Source organism: Ensifer sp. ENS03 (assembly GCF_014852035.1).
GTDB classification, from domain to species: domain Bacteria; phylum Pseudomonadota; class Alphaproteobacteria; order Rhizobiales; family Rhizobiaceae; genus Ensifer; species Ensifer adhaerens.
In genome coordinates, this window is the sequence record NZ_JACVAV010000016.1 from 26,800 (window position 1) to 43,736 (window position 16,937).

Annotated in this window: 14 protein-coding genes and 3 pseudogenes; 13 read left to right on the plus strand and 4 right to left on the minus strand. The window is 59.4% G+C overall.

The features are described from left to right. The first annotated feature begins 112 nt into the window (after window positions 1–112). From ligD to IB263_RS32215, 13 genes and pseudogenes are all read left to right on the plus strand, one after another. Window positions 113–1,152, plus strand: a pseudogene (ligD, locus tag IB263_RS32155) (non-homologous end-joining DNA ligase). A 460-nt stretch (window positions 1,153–1,612) separates the two neighbouring features. After that, a complete protein-coding gene (locus IB263_RS32160) occupies window positions 1,613–3,541 on the plus strand; it encodes a ParB/RepB/Spo0J family partition protein (protein WP_192358193.1) in 1,929 nt (642 codons plus the stop codon). 563 nt (window positions 3,542–4,104) lie between these two features. After that, on the plus strand, window positions 4,105–5,382 hold the full coding sequence (repC, locus tag IB263_RS32165) for a plasmid replication protein RepC (protein ID WP_192439514.1): 1,278 nt from the start codon (window positions 4,105–4,107) through the stop codon (window positions 5,380–5,382). Next, complete coding sequence (locus IB263_RS32170) at window positions 5,379–5,891, plus strand: thermonuclease family protein (RefSeq protein ID WP_210338361.1); 513 nt, start codon at window positions 5,379–5,381, stop codon at window positions 5,889–5,891. Before repC (IB263_RS32165) ends, IB263_RS32170 begins: the two co-directional genes overlap by 4 nt. 401 nt (window positions 5,892–6,292) lie before the next feature. Next, window positions 6,293–6,625: a DUF736 family protein gene (locus IB263_RS32175; protein ID WP_192439515.1), complete on the plus strand. Its 333-nt coding sequence runs from the start codon at window positions 6,293–6,295 to the stop codon at window positions 6,623–6,625. Window positions 6,626–6,745: 120 nt separating this feature from the next. Next, a complete protein-coding gene (locus tag IB263_RS32180; RefSeq protein WP_014330300.1) occupies window positions 6,746–6,949 on the plus strand; it encodes an antitoxin VbhA family protein in 204 nt (67 codons plus the stop codon). 68 nt (window positions 6,950–7,017) lie between these two features. Continuing rightward, window positions 7,018–8,067, plus strand: coding sequence for a Fic family protein (locus tag IB263_RS32185; RefSeq protein ID WP_192439516.1), 1,050 nt, complete (start codon window positions 7,018–7,020; stop codon window positions 8,065–8,067). Window positions 8,068–8,291: 224 nt separating this feature from the next. Continuing rightward, window positions 8,292–9,173 carry an ArdC family protein gene (locus IB263_RS32190; protein ID WP_192439517.1) on the plus strand — a complete coding sequence of 294 codons (882 nt, stop codon included), beginning with the start codon at window positions 8,292–8,294 and terminating at the stop codon, window positions 9,171–9,173. An 812-nt stretch (window positions 9,174–9,985) separates the two neighbouring features. Continuing rightward, window positions 9,986–11,161 (plus strand): plasmid partitioning protein RepA, encoded by a 1,176-nt coding sequence (gene repA / locus IB263_RS32195; RefSeq protein WP_058327362.1) that lies wholly within the window; start codon window positions 9,986–9,988, stop codon window positions 11,159–11,161. Continuing rightward, window positions 11,158–12,150 (plus strand): plasmid partitioning protein RepB, encoded by a 993-nt coding sequence (gene repB / locus IB263_RS32200; RefSeq protein WP_192439518.1) that lies wholly within the window; start codon window positions 11,158–11,160, stop codon window positions 12,148–12,150. The genes repA and repB overlap by 4 nt, the downstream gene beginning before the upstream one ends. 182 nt (window positions 12,151–12,332) lie before the next feature. After that, window positions 12,333–13,550: a plasmid replication protein RepC gene (gene repC, locus IB263_RS32205; RefSeq protein WP_192439519.1), complete on the plus strand. Its 1,218-nt coding sequence runs from the start codon at window positions 12,333–12,335 to the stop codon at window positions 13,548–13,550. Between the two features lie 118 nt (window positions 13,551–13,668). Further along, window positions 13,669–13,808 (plus strand): annotated as a pseudogene (locus IB263_RS32210) (cold-shock protein); the annotation flags it as partial. 20 nt (window positions 13,809–13,828) lie between these two features. Then, entirely contained in the window at window positions 13,829–14,164 is a 336-nt protein-coding gene (locus IB263_RS32215; protein WP_192439520.1) for a hypothetical protein, read from the plus strand. A gap of 7 nt (window positions 14,165–14,171) precedes the next feature. Here the strand turns inward: IB263_RS32215 and IB263_RS32220 are convergent, their stop codons facing one another. From IB263_RS32220 to pyrF, 4 genes and pseudogenes are all read right to left on the minus strand, one after another. Next, window positions 14,172–15,332: a site-specific integrase gene (locus tag IB263_RS32220; RefSeq protein ID WP_192439521.1), complete on the minus strand. Its 1,161-nt coding sequence runs from the start codon at window positions 15,330–15,332 to the stop codon at window positions 14,172–14,174. Further along, the gene (locus IB263_RS32225) at window positions 15,322–15,741 is read right to left on the minus strand and encodes a type II toxin-antitoxin system VapC family toxin (protein WP_192439522.1); all 420 of its coding nucleotides are present in this window, start codon (window positions 15,739–15,741) and stop codon (window positions 15,322–15,324) included. Before IB263_RS32225 ends, IB263_RS32220 begins: the two co-directional genes overlap by 11 nt. Continuing rightward, window positions 15,738–15,977: pseudogene (locus tag IB263_RS32230) on the minus strand (type II toxin-antitoxin system Phd/YefM family antitoxin); the annotation flags it as partial. The gene IB263_RS32225 and the pseudogene IB263_RS32230, both read right to left, overlap by 4 nt. 45 nt (window positions 15,978–16,022) lie before the next feature. Then, a complete protein-coding gene (gene pyrF, locus IB263_RS32235; protein ID WP_173997052.1) occupies window positions 16,023–16,925 on the minus strand; it encodes an orotidine-5'-phosphate decarboxylase in 903 nt (300 codons plus the stop codon). Window positions 16,926–16,937: the final 12 nt, after the last annotated feature.

The window sequence follows — 16,937 nt, forward strand, 5'->3', positions numbered from 1 at the left end:
CACGTCTGCCTGTTCGCAGTGGCGGACGAAATCTGTTGATCGGCGCCTAGGATTCGGAATCCGCCCCTTCCCGATCTATATTCGGTGTTGCAGCACCGTACCGAGTACCGCTATGGCACGAACGCCGAGATCGAAACCTCTTCTCCAAGACAGCGATGCGCCTATCAGGTCGAAGCCTCGGCGCCGCCGGGATCCGGCGCAGCCAAACCTTCTGCTCGATCACATGCCTCGCAGGATCGAACCTTGTCTTTGTCTCCTGAAGTCGAAGCCGCCTGAAGGACCTGACTGGGCTTACGAAATCAAGTGGGACGGCTATCGCTTGTCGATCCACATCGAGCCAACCGGGATTCGTATCCTAACGAGGAACGGACACAACTGGACCAGCCGCTTCCCGGAAATGGAGGAAGGTGCGCGGGAGCTGGGCGTTGCATCTGCGATCATCGACGGAGAAGCGGTCATGTTCGACGACCAGGGCCGATCCGATTTCAGCCTCCTTCAGTCATCGCTTGGCGGCCGAGCTGGTAAGAAGACCTCGCGGGCACAGTTCATGGCCTTCGATCTCATGTATCTCGACGGCCACGATCTCACGACGACGGAATTGCGGGTGCGTCGACATCTCCTCGAAGAACTGATCTCCGCTCGCCCAGAATCCGCGATCCGCTTCTCTGAAGCCTTCGACGTGACGGGAGCAGAGTTGTTCCGGGCATCATGCGACCACGGACTCGAGGGGATCATCGCAAAGCATCTCGGTCGTCCTTATAGATCCGGCCGCCTTGGCGACTGGGTGAAGGTCAAATGCGTCCAGTCCGAAAGCTTCTTTATTGTCGGCTACGAGCGTTCAGCCGGAGCTTTCCGGTCTCTCATGCTGGGCGCTTATCGCGGTGACCAAGTGGTCTACGTCGGAAGCGTCGGTACGGGCTTCAAAATGAGGGAGATGTCGCAGCTCCGATTCACTATGAACAAGCTGCCATGGACCGGAAAAAGCCCCCTGTCTCCTACGCCGGGAAACGCGACATCGTCTGGGTCGCGCCTACCATCATCGCCGAGATCGAGTTTCGCGGCTGGACCTCCGACGGCAAGCTCCGACACTCGAGCTATAAGGGCCGGCGGGAGATTCAGGACAACGCCGCAGTATATCGGATCGAGGAATAGGGCGTCACTCGTCGTTGGAGCCATCCACAGTCTGGCAGAACCGCTTGCCGGGGCCAGTCGGTCCCGGTTCCCGGCTGATCGCCGGCGCTATGCTGAACCTCCTGCGGTGGGCCTTTTAACCGGTCAAGCGGTGCGCGAACGGTCTGCGGCCGCTTTGCTGAGCCTGCGCCTGGTACGCTCATTCTTGCTTTGGCAGGGAAAGGGTGGCCCTGCCCCCTCTCCCCTGCAAGCGGAAAATCGGTCTCCCCGTCCTTCCTCCGCTCACCTTTGCTCGCTTCGTGCAGGATCGGACGCGGGTTCGCGTCGCCCCTTCGGCGTTGCCTTGGGCGGGTGATCCCCCTCCGATTTGTCCCCTTGCCCCCTCTCCCCCGCTGTTCCGCACGAGCTCGAGAGCAGGAGCGGGCTCCTGCCCCTTCGGGCACGAGAAACGCTTCGCGGGAAAATGGAAAAGGGAAACATCATGACCGAGATCATCAGCATTCCATTGAACAAGCTGGACGCCGATCCGAAGAACGTCCGCAAGACCTACAACGCCGAGGGCGTCGAGGCGCTAGCCGCCAATATTCGAGAAGACGGCTATCGCCTCTTGCAGAACCTCGTTGTTCGCAAGGGCGACAAGAAGGGCCGCTACTTCGTGACGGCGGGCGGCCGACGCCTTGCTGCCCTCAATCTGTTGGTCGAGGCGGGGGAGATCGCCAAGGATTTCGCTGTCGAGTGCAAGGAGCGGGAAGGCGAGATCGCCACGGAAATCAGCCTTGCCGAGAACCTTATGCGCGCGGACATGCACCCGCTCGATCAGTACGAGGCATTCGACGCGCTTACCAAGCAAGGCAAGGAAGTGGCCGATATCGCGGCTCGTTTCGGCACGACCGAAACCGTGGTTCGCAAGCGGCTGGCGCTCGCACGCGTGTCGCCGGTGCTGTTGGAGCTGTTCCGCGACGAGGACATGAGCTTTGCGCAGCTATCGGCCTTCACCGTCAGCGATGACCACGAAAGGCAGGTGACTGTTTGGAACTCGCTTTCGTCTTGGAACCGTGAGCCCCACTCGATCCGGCGAGCTCTCACGGAGGAAATGATTCCAGCGACGGACAAACGCATCCAGTTCATAGGCGGACTGGCGGCTTACGAGGAAGCCGGTGGATCGGTAAAGCGCGACCTGTTTGATGACCGCAACGCCGGTTACGCCTTGGATTCGGTTTTGGTTGAGAAGCTGGTCGCCGAAAAGCTCGATGCGACCGCCGCGACTGTTCGCGCCGAAGGCTGGAAGTGGATTGAATGCTCCGCGACAGCGCCCGTTGGCTATCACACGATGAAACGGCACTATCCGGAAGGGATCGCTCTTTCCGAGGAAGATCAGGCTGCGCTCGATGCCGCAAAAGCCGAATATGACGATCTTGCCGCACTCATCGAAAACGACATGGCAGGCGACGAGGCAGAGGCGAAGTTGGCGGACGTCGAAAAACGAATCGACGCGCTCAATGCCCGAACGGAGGCCTATAGCTCCGAGGCGTTGGAACAGGCGGGAGCCTTCGTTTTCCTCGACTACTACGGTCGGCTCGCCATCGAGCGCGGTTTCGTAAAGCGGGACGAAAACGCCGAAACGGAGGACGGGGACGACGAGGGCGAGAGCCTGCAGGGCCGCAAGGGTACAGATGAGCCCAAGGTCCCTACCATCAGCCACTCGGCTGCGCTGATCGAGGACCTGACGGCTCACAAGACCGCCGCGTTGCGCATCGAACTGGCCAACAACCCCGAGGTGGCGCTTGTCGCCGTGGTTCACGCCATGTTGTTGCGCGTGGCCTACCCGTATCACTCGGAGCAGAGCGCGCTTCAATTGTCGCTCACCCATGAGCGATTAGAGCCGTCGATGAAGGACGCCGAAAGCTGCAAGGGGCTTACCGCATTTAACGACCTTGCGGACAACTATGGTCATCACCTCCCCGGCAATCCCGCCGACCTGTTTGTCTGGCTGATGGAACAACCACAAGACACCGTGCTTTCGTTGCTGGCCTTTGGGGCGGCACACTCTGTCATTGCGGTAGAGAAGAAGTTCACGGATCGGAAGAAGGGCCTTGAGCAGGCGAACCAGCTTGGACACGCGCTCAAGATGCACATGCCGGACTGGTTTGAAACAACGGGCGACAGCTATTTCAAACACGTCAACCGGACGACCATCGAACTGGCTGTCGCCGAGGCAAAAGGCAGTGAAGCGGAACTGGTGGTTCGCGCTGCCGCCAAGAAATCCGAAGCGGTAGCGATCGCAGATCGTATTGTTGCCGGAAGCGGCTGGCTACCGTTCCCTGTTCGCTTAGCATCGCCCGAGGTAGGCCCGGAAATTGAAGCCGGGCGCAACCCTGACGATAGTCAGTTCCCCGAAGCGGCTGAGTAACCTCAGTCGCGGGCCGGTCACGTTCTTCTCCCCGTGATCGGCCTCCCGCACTCTGCGCCGATGATTAGGAGCCAGTGACGACCTGGCTCCTAATCACGTCGAGGGTAGGCCCATTCCCCTCCCCTCGAACACCCCTTCCCGCCCATGGATTGTCCGATCCGGACACTGATTCCGCATCAAATTGCTTCGGGTATAGGCGGCCGCGCATGAAAGCCTCATTTGCGGAGATGGCAGAAAATCACCGAAAAACCAGTCAATTGTAAGGGGTTCTAGTCGCCTTTGGGGCCATCTGATGGCGCACGTTGTTGCGCCAATATGCTTTCTGTCGCTATGTTCCCGAAGCAGCGGAATCGGTTCAAATTCCGGCTGCCAATCTGACCATCATTTTGCGGAGAGACACCCGACCAGAAAAGAAAAACCGCTCCCGAGAAATTCCGGAAGCGGTCTGCGAGTCGATAATTTAGCCAAATCCTTTCTCGCAGACCCTCCCTTCCCTGTCAACGGTGAATGCACCTATTCGGTGAACGGCGAAGCTTTGCCTGGTCTCAAAATGGAGACGAGGAATGGGGGAAACCCAAATGAACCTGCGGCCCGCCGGTCGCCGGATAACCCCGCAGCGTGCCCATTTCCGTCGACTGGCAGAGTCGGCGGAAATGGGGGCAGTTACACGCGCCCAGTTGACGATACTTGTTCAAAGCCTCCCATGCGTGGGCTTGATCAACGGAACGGAAAGCCATTTGCTGTTAGCTCTGATCAACACGGCCCAGGCCGACACATTCGACAAATCGGGTCGTCCGATCATATTTAAGTCCAACCGGCAGCTGGCGTTCGAAATCGGCCGATCGGTCGGTCGCGTCAGCCGCATGTTGTCGCGGCTGTTCGACGCCGGCCTGATCACCATGCAGGATAGCGGCAACTACAAGCGCTATCCCATACGCAATGGCGAAGGCGAGATAACGGATGGATGCGGGATCGACCTGCGCATTTTGATCTTTCGGTTTGCCGAGCTCGATGAGATGGTCAGGCGGGCACGCGCTGAGAAGAAGGCAGCAGATGCGGCTTTGCGGCGTTACCGCGGCGCGCTCCGCACCGCTCACCAAGCCCTAGCGATCGCCACCGAGCAGACCGAGCGAGTTGTGAGACTGATTGAAGGCCGCATCGAACGTGTCAGCGATCGTATCGGGACCGCCGGAAAGGCCACCAGCAGCGTGCTGCGTCGGGCAACCGCCCTTTTGGAGTGGTTCGTCGAGCGTTTGATGCGACTTCCGCGTCGATCAGCAGAAGGGCATGAGACTCAGAATATGACATGCTCGCATGTCGAAAACGGCATGCACAAACAGACTACAACCCCCTATCCTCTTGCAGATAGTAACGATGAACGGCGTTCGGCTGACGCCGAACAACACAAATCCGTTAAGGCTGGCTTTGCCAGCAAATGGGCTTTTGAGGAAAGCCTGAGGCGACGCCGGAGCGAAATCAACCGGCCACAGCGCTTGCCGCACGCAAAAGTCGCGTTGCAAGACGTAGTGAGGGCATTACCAGCATTGAAGGCCTATGGGTTTGCGCCCGCCAACTGGGGAGACTTGGCGCGCGCCGCGCCGCTGATGTGCCGATTTACCGGGATCTCCGAAGATGCCCGGCGCCGCGCCGTCGAACAGATGGGCGAGCAGCAAGCCGCCGTTGCGGTCGCCGTTACGCTAGAGAAATACGACCGGCAGGACGTTAAGTCGCCAGGAGGCTATTTGCGGGCCCTTACGGACCGCGCCGCCGCGGGCGAATTGCATCTTGCCCGCTCGGTTTTCGGGCTCGCCGCCCGAAATTCCATGGAGATCAAACATTGAAACGCAAAGCCTTATCGGCAGTTTTCGCCATCCTCGTTGTCATTGGTAGTTCGGTCGAAGCGGCCGATCTTTCGGGCCGTGCCCGGGTTATTGATGGCGATACCATTAATATTCGAAACCAGCGCATCAGGATCGCGGCCATTGATGCTTGCGAACGTGATCAGACGGGATTGAAAGACGGAAAGGTATGGCGCTGTGGCGTCGCAGCCCGGAGCTACCTCGGCAGAATGATCGACGGACAGCATGTGCGCTGTGACATCATTGACCAGGATCAGTATCGGCGCCTGGTCGGCCAGTGCTTTCTCGGCGACATCGATATCGGCCTAGCGATGGTGAAAGCCGGAATGGCAGAGGCAATGTTGCGGTATTTGCCGGCGGCCCACTCAATCAGTGAGGTCGAGTACGGCCAAGCCGAGAACAGAGCCCGCGACAACGGTTTGGGCATATGGTCCGCTGAGATCGAAAGCCCGCACGTCTACCGCCGTTCCAAATCAACCGTGATGCCGTGACCCTTGAAATAGCCAGTATCGCGCAATGGCGGATTCGGCTTCCTGCGCCGTATTGCTTCACGCGTTCCGTCGAAACTCTGGAAAACCTGTTGATATCGCCGCAATCGTGATTAATATTGATGCAGAATTTGCGGTTGTATGTCGCTGGAGAAACGGGGAAACGTTGCCAGAGAGGTTCAAGCCACACTCCTCTAAAGCGGTTGCTTGTGACGCTCGTTCGCACGTCGACGCGAATTTGCGCAAAGCTGGACGCCACAAAAATTTCCCCGCCTTCGGCTTCCTCGCGCACCAAATTTTCGCGTCCTCCAGCTTCCTCCGCTCCTGCTCCGGCCTACGGTGCCCATCGCTAACCGCCGTGCCGTTTGAACGATCATTGCAACCGCCAAAGAGGAGTGAAAGACATGAACATCACCAACTACATCCAGTTCGAGGGCGACGATCTCGCAACCGCAAAGGGCACCGGCCTCATCTCCACCATCGACCGGGACATGGACATCAAGGTTGTGCCTTTCGACTCGGACAATGAAAAGGCCCCGACGCACCGCGTCTACGCCAAATCACCGCGCGGTCACGATATCGAGGTCGGCGGCATCTGGAAGAAAGACAACCAGGAGGGCAAGCCCTACTACACTCTTTCGATCCGCAAGCTCCGCTACAATGCCAATCTCGGCCGGTTCCCGGGCCAGGACGACGCCTCCCTGCAGGCGATCATCGAGTGGGACGCCCGCGATTGAGCCGCTCACAGCGCCCGGCATCCTGCCGGGCGCACACCCTCGAAAGGCCGGTAGATCCGGCAAAATGCTGGATTTACAGCATTATTCCTGCTAACGTATCCCGCAACTGGAGATTTGCCGATGAACGTTCATTCCCGCCGTCCGGATCGTTCCCCGGAAGCTGTCGAGAAACGGCGCAAGGCTGCGGAGCAGGCGCGCGCTGCCAACGTGCGGCAGGGCTATGTTCACGATCCCGTCCTCGAGGCGACCACCGCACGCTATGTAGCCGGCGACATCACCCGCGAGGAATACCGGGCGCTCATGATCGATCGACCCGTTAGATAGCTCACCGATCAACTCTCAAGAACAAGAGGCCGCCCGCTTAGAGCCGGCGGCTTTTTGTTGGGCTTGCCATGGCTGAAGAGCGCCCCAAAGGTTCCTACACCTACCCCAACTCCTCGGACGATCCGGACCGGACAGACGTTTTGAGAAACAGATGGGGAGTTGAAACACACTCCGAGCTGCGCGTGAAAGAGTATCGCGCGACGGCCGTGCGGATGCTCGAAATCGCCGAAGGCGATGGCCCGAAGGGCAATTTTGACAAGGCCCATCTGAAGGCGATCCACGGTTATATTTTTCAGGACGTCTACGAGTGGGCCGGTCACACGCGCAACGAAACGCCTGTCGTCGACGGCGAGCGTCTCGTGCCGATCGGGGGGTTGTCTAAGGGCGGCACCTCGTTCCTGCCGGGGTCGCGCATAGAAATGGGCTTGGACGAAGCCTTGAAACCGATCCGGGATCCGCAAGCACTGCGCAATGCCACGCCAGAGCAATTTGCAGAACGTGCCGGCCAGGTCCTTGCCGAACTGAATTACGTGCATCCGTTTCGTGAGGGCAACGGCAGAGCGCAAGAGGCCTTCATTTCCGAACTTGGGCGCCACTACGGGCACGAGATCGATTTTTCCGTTATCAGCAAACCACGCATGATCGATGCGTCGATCGAGACCACGAACAATCCCTCGAGCGATGCAATGAAGCATGTGGTGCAGGACGCCTTGGATCCTAGTCGCCGAGAAGCCATCCGAGCGGCATTCGCGGATTTGAGAACCTGCGGCGAGGAGCCCCTCCACCACAACGTTCGCACTGCCCGGGCTGGCGAGGAAATCACCGGCACGGTTCTCGGAGCCGACGACCGCCTTATGAGCCTTGTCACCGAACGCGGCATTGTCGTTGCCGATCGCGCCGACTTGCTGGAAAGATTGCTGGACGACGGGGAAATCACCTTTACCGCCCGATCGGACTTTTCCCGCCTGGGACGAGAGCATCAGACCCGAGAGGTTCAGTCGCGGCCAGCGCCGGCCGGGCAGCCACAGCAGGACCGGAATCCCGATCTGAAGGCGATCCAGGCGCAATTGGGGGCACAGAGAGGCCGCGAGCGCGATGACGACAATCATGAGCGATAAGGATCCCATTCGGCTTTAAAGCTGCAACGACGTTTCCGATTGCGGACAGTCTCCTATGATCTGCCGCCCTCTCCTTCCGTTGGATGGATTGACGGACAAGCTACGATAGCCCCTCCCCCATGCAACCGCTGGCGCGGTCCTCCTCTCTGTTGCGGCCCTTTGGGTGCATGGGCTCGCTTCGGCCATCTCCGTTTTCTGCCGTCAACCAACGGAAGGAGACGGCAATGCAGAACATCAAGGACACCTACCAGCGCATTACGGATGCCGTCATCGAGCAGCTTGAAGCCGGCACCAAGCCGTGGGTCCGGCCCTGGCGCGGAAACAGCCGCGGCTCCCTTGTTCCCCGCCGAGTCAATGGCGAGGCCTACCGCGGGATCAATGTCCTGATGCTGTGGCTTGCAAGCGAGCTCGCGGGCTACGAGGAAAACACCTGGCTCACTTACCGCCAGGCTCAGGAATTCGGCGGTCAGGTTCGAAAGGGCGAAAAAGGCACCTTGGTCGTCAAGTACGGCACCTTCGCCCCTAAGGAGCGCGAGGACGATGACAATCGCGGCATTCCCTATCTCAAGGGCTACACGGCCTTCAACGTTGAGCAGATCGAGAAACTTTCGCAGGAGTTCTATCGGCCGACCGAGGAGCTCCCGACGACGCAGGTTCCGCACCTTGAGGCGGTCGAAACCTTCGTCCGCAACACCGGCGCGGTGATCACCTATGGCGGCACGACAGCCTGCTTTCGTCCCACCCCGGACGACATCCTGTTGCCCGAGCGGGCTCGGTTCGTCGATGAGGTTCATCTGTACTCGACGTTGCTTCATGAAATGTCGCACTGGTCCGGTGCAAAGCATCGCCTCAATCGTAACCTTACCGGGCGGTTCGGCAGTGAAAGCTACGCCATCGAGGAACTCGTTGCCGAGCTTTCCGCTTCATTTCTCTGCGCTGATCTTGGCGTCGCCCACGACCCTCGAGGCAATACCGCGAGCTACCTGGAGAGCTGGCTTAAGGTGCTGAAGAACGACAAGCGTGCGATCGTGTCCGCGGCCGCCAGGGCTCAGGCTGCTGCTGACTACCTTCACGGGCTGCAACAGGCTGGCGCTGCGCCAGCCTGACGGAGAACACAAGTTCCCCGCGGGGAACTTTCGCATCGTCACGTTGGTGACGGCCCGTTCCACGTGTTTGGAAGGTGAGGGGTGAGGCGTCCGCGCCGTCGCAAGGTGCCTTATCCCTCTCACGCGTTGTCTGGCAGGGGAGGGCCGCAAATGTGATGTCTAGCGCTCAGCCCCTTCTTCGATGAAGGATCGCATCAATGGATGACTGGAAGATCGGAAGTATCCGGGTAACCAGAATTCTGGAGATGTGTGACCCATTGCGGACGCCATCGGAATGGTTTCCCGATTGCACCGACGAAGCGCTCGGAACTCATCTCCATTGGCTTACGCCGCGATCAATGGGCGTTTTTGGAGGTATGTTCGGACAACGGCCGTATCGTCATGACATCGCATTCCCCTTTGCCATCCCTGGGAACCATCGCCCGACGCCATTCATCATTCTGGTTCGACGACTACCAACCGCGGTAGTGATCGAGACAACGGTAGCTGCGAAGCGCCCCTGATTGTTGAAAAGTTCCCCGCGGGGAACTCGATCATACCTTGCGCCGATCGCGGTGGCTCGTGAGAGGATCTGCCTCGAATCCAGACCTCTCAAGGAAACGGGGTTCCCCGCGGGGAACTTTGCACAAGAAGGCTATTCATACGCGATCAGAAATGGCGTGCGATAATTGATGCGTTCGCCCGAATCGGATTACCCATTAGTTGCGGAGAAAACTCGAAATTGCGGGTTTTTGAGTAGTTACGTGGTTGTTAGCGGTTCGTTAACCACAGCGACGGTTAAGTAGCAGGACTGACCACCGAGGATTCTCATTATGACGCGACATCTCAGCAGCCTCTCCTTCATGGAAAACTTCTCCAGCAAGCTTGAGTTGGCGTTGAGCAATTTGAGCATGGCGCAATTTCCGCCGGATGCGCGGCGCAGCATGCGAAAGTTCACTTCCACCGAGGTCGCCCAGCTCCTTGATGTGACCGAAGCCTATATCCGGCAAGTCGCGGCGAAGGAGCAGGGACCTTCACCTGAGATCGCGAACGGCCGGCGCCTCTACACTTTGGAGCAGGTCCTCGAACTCCGAATGGCACTCGCTGCCAACGGCCGCAAGAAATGGATGAACCCCAGGCGCACCGGAAACGAACAGTGCCAGATTATCGCGGTCACCAATTTCAAAGGCGGTTCCAGCAAGACTTCCACAACGATCCACCTCGGTCACTACCTGGCTCTTCGCGGCTACCGCGTGCTCGCAGTCGACCTCGATCCACAGGCGTCTCTGACGGCCCTCCACGGCAACCTCCCGAATTTCGACTACAGGGGAGGGGATACGCTTTATTCCGCGATCCGCTTCGAGGATCCGATCCCGACCAGGTCGATCATCCACCAAACACATATCGCTGGCTTCGATGTCATTTGCGCCGGCCTTGAGTTGACCGAATTCGAAACGGCCGTCGCGCTCGAGATGCGCCGCGCTGGCGGGACAGGATTCCTGCTTCGCGTCTCGCAAGCTCTCGAGCAGGTCGCCGACGACTACGACTTCATCTTGATGGATTCGGCGCCGTCGCTGAACTTCCTGACGTTGTCGTCGCTGACGGCCGCCACCGGCGTGGTGATCCCCGTGCCTGCACACATGCTGGATGTCGATTCGACCGCCAAGTTCCTCGAACTGGCCGCCTCCTATATGCAGATCCTTGATGAGGTCGGAACGTCCGCTCAATGGGATTTTGCGAAGTTCTTGGTCACCAAGTTCGAGCCCAACGACCATCCGCAGGCGAACATGTCTGCGCTGATGCGTCAGGTATTCGGCGAAGATCTACTGCTTAACTCTGTCATCAAGTCGACCGCGGTCGCGGATGCGCTCACATGGAAGCAAAGCCTCTATGAGGTGCAGCGAGCGCGTTTCTCCGCACCAAAAACCTATGACCGCGCCATCGAGTCGATCAATGCGGCCAATGCCGAACTGGAAAGCCTCTTCTGGAAGGCATGGGGGAGAGAATGAGCCGCAAAGATTCCAAAGGTCTTTTCGCCAACGTTCTTGGTCAACTCGAAGCCTCGCCCGACAGGGGAGGGGCTCAAAGGACGACATCACCGCATCTTCTCAAGGTTGCGGCGGGGGTCAGGCAAATCCAAGAGCGCAGCGAACTTGCCGACAGGCTGTTGAAGGACGGTGGCCAGATCATCGAAATCGATCCGGAGGACGTGCTCGACTCCGATATCCCGGACCGCTTTGCCTCGGCCTATGACGCAGCCAACCTCACTGAGCTGATGCAGTCGATGGGGGAGCACGGACAAAGCACGCCGGGCCTCGTGCGTTCGGTACCGGGTGGCTCGAAGCCATTCCAGATCGTCTTCGGACGCCGTCGCCTTGCTGCGGCAAAGCTGCTCGGCACCAAGTTCAAGGCGATTGCCCGAGACTTGAGCGACGAGGAAGCTGTGGTCCTTCAGGGGGAGGAAAACAGCAATCGCAATGACCTCTCATTTATTGAGCGTTGCCTGTTTGCTCACTCACAAGAGGCGTCCGGCTTCGGGCGCGAGATCATCTGCAAATCGCTGAACACCGGCAAGTCTCACGTTTCGGAGATGATCCGCCTCGCTAACGCGCTTCCCCGAGATATTCTGCAGGAGATCGGCGCCGCTCCTGAGGTCGGCCGCCGGCGGTGGGTCGATTTTGAAGCAAAGTGGTCGGGGCATCAGGCGCCTATGGACGTCGCCAGGAAAGCCCTCAGCAAGGATGAAATCCGCAACGGTGGCAGCAATGTCCGTTTCGCCGGAGTTTTCGATGCACTTTCCGGTGAGAGCCAGGCGTCAGATTTGTCCGTTAACGGGACGGAGCTCGTTTCGCACGGCCTGGTGCTTGGGCAGGTGAGCCATGGGAAATCCGGCTCGAAACTGGCCTTCAACAAGTCAGTGTCGAGCGACTTCGTCGACTTCGTTGCGGAGCAAATTGAAAGTCTGCACGACCAGTTTATGCAGAGAAGTGCCCGATAGGGCACGAGAACTTAAACGAGGAGCATAACCGCAAAAGAAAAAGGCCCCCAAACGTTTCCGTCGTGGAAGCCTCTCTCATATCTGTAGCAAGATCGAGAATCGCATTTCCACGAATCCCCGTCAAGAGTCTTGGCGCCGTTTTGGTGAGCAGATTTCTTTTGCCTTGTGAGAGGTGAAGAAAAATGCAGGTTGGAAATGTGACGACGCCCTTCGGGCGACGGCCGATGACGCTTGCCTTGGTCAAAAGGCAGTTCACGACTGCCGAAATCAAACCAGGCAAAGCAGCCGACAAGTGGAAAGTGTTTCGCGACGCCTCGGAGGCAAGGACGCTTCTTGGCATCCAGGACCGCGGCCTAGCCGTCCTCGACGCATTGCTGACGTTCTATCCGGATGCGGAGTTGTCGCAGGACAGGGCCATGATTGTATTCCCATCGAACGCGCAGCTTTCAGTGCGCGCGCACGGAATCGCCGGCGCCACCCTGCGCCGCCAGCTGGCAGCACTTGTAGACGCGGGCCTCATCGTGCGCAAAGACAGTGCCAACGGAAAGCGATACGCCCGTAAGGGCCGCGCGGGTGAGATTGAAGAGGCCTATGGCTTCGATTTATCACCCTTGCTTGCCCGCGCCGAAGAACTCGCGCAGTTGGCCCAGCAGGTCAATGCCGATCGCGTGCACTTCCGTCGCACGAAAGAGAAGCTCACCGTCTGCCGGCGCGACGTGCGCAAGCTCATTTCGGCAGCCATGGAGGAGGGCGCTTCCGGCGACTGGGGTGCGATCGAGGCTATGTATATCGAGCTTGTTGGCCGGATTCCCCGCACGCCGACCATCGGTGACCTGACCGCGATCCTCGACGAAATGGAGATGCTGCGGGCGGAAATCCTCAATCTGCTGGAAATGCAGATGAATTCCGAAAATATGAGCTCCAATGATGCTCAAGATGAGCGTCACATACAGAATTCAAATACCGAATCCATCCATGAACTTGAACCCAGCTCCGAAAAGGAGCAGGAGGCGAAACCTGAAATAAAACCGGGGCCGAAGCGCGAGCCTATAAAGGCGTTCCCGTTGGGCATGGTGCTGCAGGCTTGCCCGGAAATCATAATGTACGGGCCTGGCGGCGCAGTTTCGAGTTGGCGCGATCTGATGGCAGCTGCAGTCCTCGTTCGATCGATGCTTGGGGTGAGCCCGAGCGCCTACCAGGATGCCTGCGAAGTGATGGGGCCTGAAAACGCCGCGGCGACGATCGCCTGTATCCTCGAAAGAGCAGGGCACATCAATTCTGCCGGGGGCTATCTGCGGGATCTGACGTCAAAGGCACGCCGAGGGGAGTTTTCCCTCGGTCCGGTGCTGATGTCGTTGCTTCGGGCCAACGCCGCTGTCGGTAGCAGATTTGCTTCTTGAGCTGGAGCCAGACGAGAAAGGAATCGAACGGCGCGAGTTTAGCAGTGCTCGTACCATTCAGGCTTGTCTGAGCGTGGAACCGTCTAATTGTTCTCATGTCGAGGCGAGCCATGTGGCGGGCGATGCTGATGTCTTCGTCCACATTTCTGCGGTGGAGCGGCCTGGGATGCGAGAACTGAAAGATGGTCAGAAGGTCACCTACGGGCTGTCGCGGATCGCAAGTCAGGCAGGATATCCGAGGATAATTTGCAGACCTAACAGAACGTGCGGGAGCGATAATGGAAACTGACGAACGCGAATTCATCGTCGTGATGAGACGCTATTTTGCGGCGAAGACCGAGTTAGCCGCGCTGACGGCGCAGTTGGAAGCGGAACGAAAGGCTGCCGGCGAGCAGATCGGTAAGTTCTATGATCCGCGCCAGAATGCCGAGCGCGCCGCCGATCTCCAACGCTCGCATCATTTGAGGGCAGAGATGGCGTCGCTTATGCAGCGCGCTGAAGCATGGTCGCGGGCGGCAGTAGCCGCTGACCAGCGCGGAAAATCGGAGCCGGACGCCGAACCTGAAGAATGGCAGTCGTTTGAGAAGCGGGCCGATACATTATTCGGAGCGTAGTCTTATCCTAGACGATGAGACGGGCCGCTCGTCCATTCTTTCGTTCTACGTTGTTGTAATAGCTGGCCGCCTGGATCACCGACTTGTGTAGCGACTGCTGCATCGCTTCGGGGAGGGGAATGCCGCGATTGGCTGACTCGGTGAGATAGCCAGACCGCAATCCGTGCGCCGAAAACAGTGTCGCGTCGAGCCCGGCCTGCCTGCAACGGCCTTTCAGGATCAGATTGACCGACTGTGGCGTCAGCGGCCGACGGTCGATGTTCCCCCATTGATCAATGCGCCTAAACACCGGGCCGTCTTTGATGCCGGCTACTTCGAGCCACCGTTTCAATGCGGTGACCGGTCGGCCGATCAGCAGCACATGTTCGTCGTCATCGCTGGTGGTCGTCTTCGTCCGACCCAGTCGGATGGCGAGGCAGGGAAGGGGAGGGGAGTCCGGGATCGATGGATCCGCCTGGACGGGATCCTCGTCGATCAGATCCCCAACACGCAGCGCTGCCACTTCCGATCGGCGGCGACCGCCGGAAGCGAATGCCAGAAGAATCAACGCGCGGTCGCGAACATCGACCAGGCGTTCATCGGTGCAGGCGTTCAGCAACTTTGCCAGGATGTCGCCGGTGACAGCCTTCTTGCTTTTGCGTTGCCGCGGCCGGGCGCTGGTGCGAACCGCAAGCCGTAGCGCCGATTTGAGCGACGGCCCGTCGAAGGCGCCTGTCAGGCCGCGCCAACGGGTCAGGATCGACCAGCTGGTCAGCCGGCGGCGCACGGTCTCGGGCGCATGGGGCCCGTCGGCGCGCAACAGCCGCTTCGAGCGCAGGCCAGCTTCCACTTCGAATGGCATTCCATGGCTCGGATCTTCCGCGCGCTTGACCGGGTCCCAAAGATGGTGGGCAACGAATTTCAGCAGCAGACTCTCCGGCGCCGGCCAGGGCAGTGGGCTCCCGGTGGCGAGCTGGCACCACGCCTCGAGATAGCCGAGGTCGGAGGCGAGTGCGCGCAGGGTGTTATCACCCATGCCTTCGCTGGCAAGATGCTTGAGCGTCGCGACGTCGTCATCGGTCAACAGGGCAGCAAGCTGGTCGCGGCGATCAAAGGGCAGGATGGCGTCCAGGGCGTCGAGTTCTTCGGCGCGCCGCTCTATTTCCGACGCTGTAGGGTCAATGCTCATTCTCGAACGGCCCCAGCGCCTGAATCCTCTCGGCGCGGGCCGCGCCGGCGAGCTTGCGGTCAAGCGTGGCGAGCGGCAGGGACTGACGGACTGCAACGTCGAGATAGGCGGCATCGTAGGCGCTCAGGCCGTGCGCGCTTGCGAGCTCGAGCACCGAACCGTCCTGACCGGCGCCCGTGTCCTCGAGCGGCAGCCGGCGCAGCCGGGCCATCGCGTTCAGCGCCTGGCCGGCGGCGATCCGCTGTCGCCGCTCAGCGCTGATCAAAATGCTGCGCGTCTCGTGCCAGAACAGGTTGGGTACCGGGCAAGGGCTGGCGATGCCGGCGATGAGCCGCTCGGCCGCCTCGCTGTATTCCTCCGGCAACAGCCAGGCAGCAGCGAGCGATGCGTCGAGAACAAAGACGGTCAAAACCTTTGTCCCTCGCGTTTCCAGTCGAGGATCTCGTCGTTGGTGACCGGTTTTGCCCGCATCCTGGCCGCGCGCACTTCCGCGATGAGCGTCGTCAGCTCGGTTTCTTTCTGAACGCGCGAGAGCCGGGCGACCGGATCGTTGCCGCGAGATATGATGACCTCTTCGCCGGCTTCGACGCGCGCCAGTAGTTCTGAGAGATGGGCCTTGGCCTCGGCGACCTTGACGGCCCCTGAACATTAAAGGGGCACAGATATACGGTAGGCAGCGCCAAATTGGAGCTAGCCTGATTTGGCTTGGCTCGCGCTGTAATCGTACGCTATCGCTGCTTTGAACTGATCGACCCTTTCCACGATCATCGCGCGGTAGAGTTCCATTGGAACGTCCCGATCTTCGACGCGCGTCAATCCTCGCGAGACGGGCACCAGCAGATCACCAAGACGAGTACCACGCAGAGAATGTATGCTTGCGGCATCACCTCCCTGGGCACCCAAGCCAGGCGCGAGAATGATCGAACGAGGCAACAGATGTCGCAGGCGCCGCCCTTCGTGGGGTACTGTTGCACCGATCACAGCCCCGAATGGACTTAAAGAACTGGCGTCGGTCACCGCGAGCGCCCCGATCAAATCGGCGACCCGGTCGGAAATCAACCTGTTTCCCGCCATCTTGTCCTGAAGCCAGCTCGCGCCTGGGTTGGAAGTTCGACACAACACGAACAGGCCTTTGCCGAACCGGTTTGCGCATTCGACGAAAGGATCCAGGGTGTCCGGCCCCATTAAGGGGTTGATCGTTAGGCAGTCTGCTTCGAAATCTCCGCTACCACCATCGGAAACGGGTGTCAGATAAGCGCGGGCGTACGCTGCGGCAGTTGCGCCGATGTCTCCGCGTTTGGCGTCCAGTATGACGCCCATTCCCGCTGCTTTCGCTCTCTTCATTCCAGAGGAGAGCGCGGCCAATCCAACGAGGCCGTGTGCTTCGAAGTAAGCGGACTGGAATTTCACGAATCCGACATTTCCCTCGACGGTGTCGAGGATGAAGTTGACGTATCCTGCAATCCAACTCTCGGCATCATCTCGCGCCAAGACACGTGGAATATCGGGAAGGGACGGATCGATACCGACGACGAGATCGCCAAATTTGCGAACATTCTCTTCAACGATTTCAACCCAGGTCCGATTTTCCATAGTAGCTCCTTG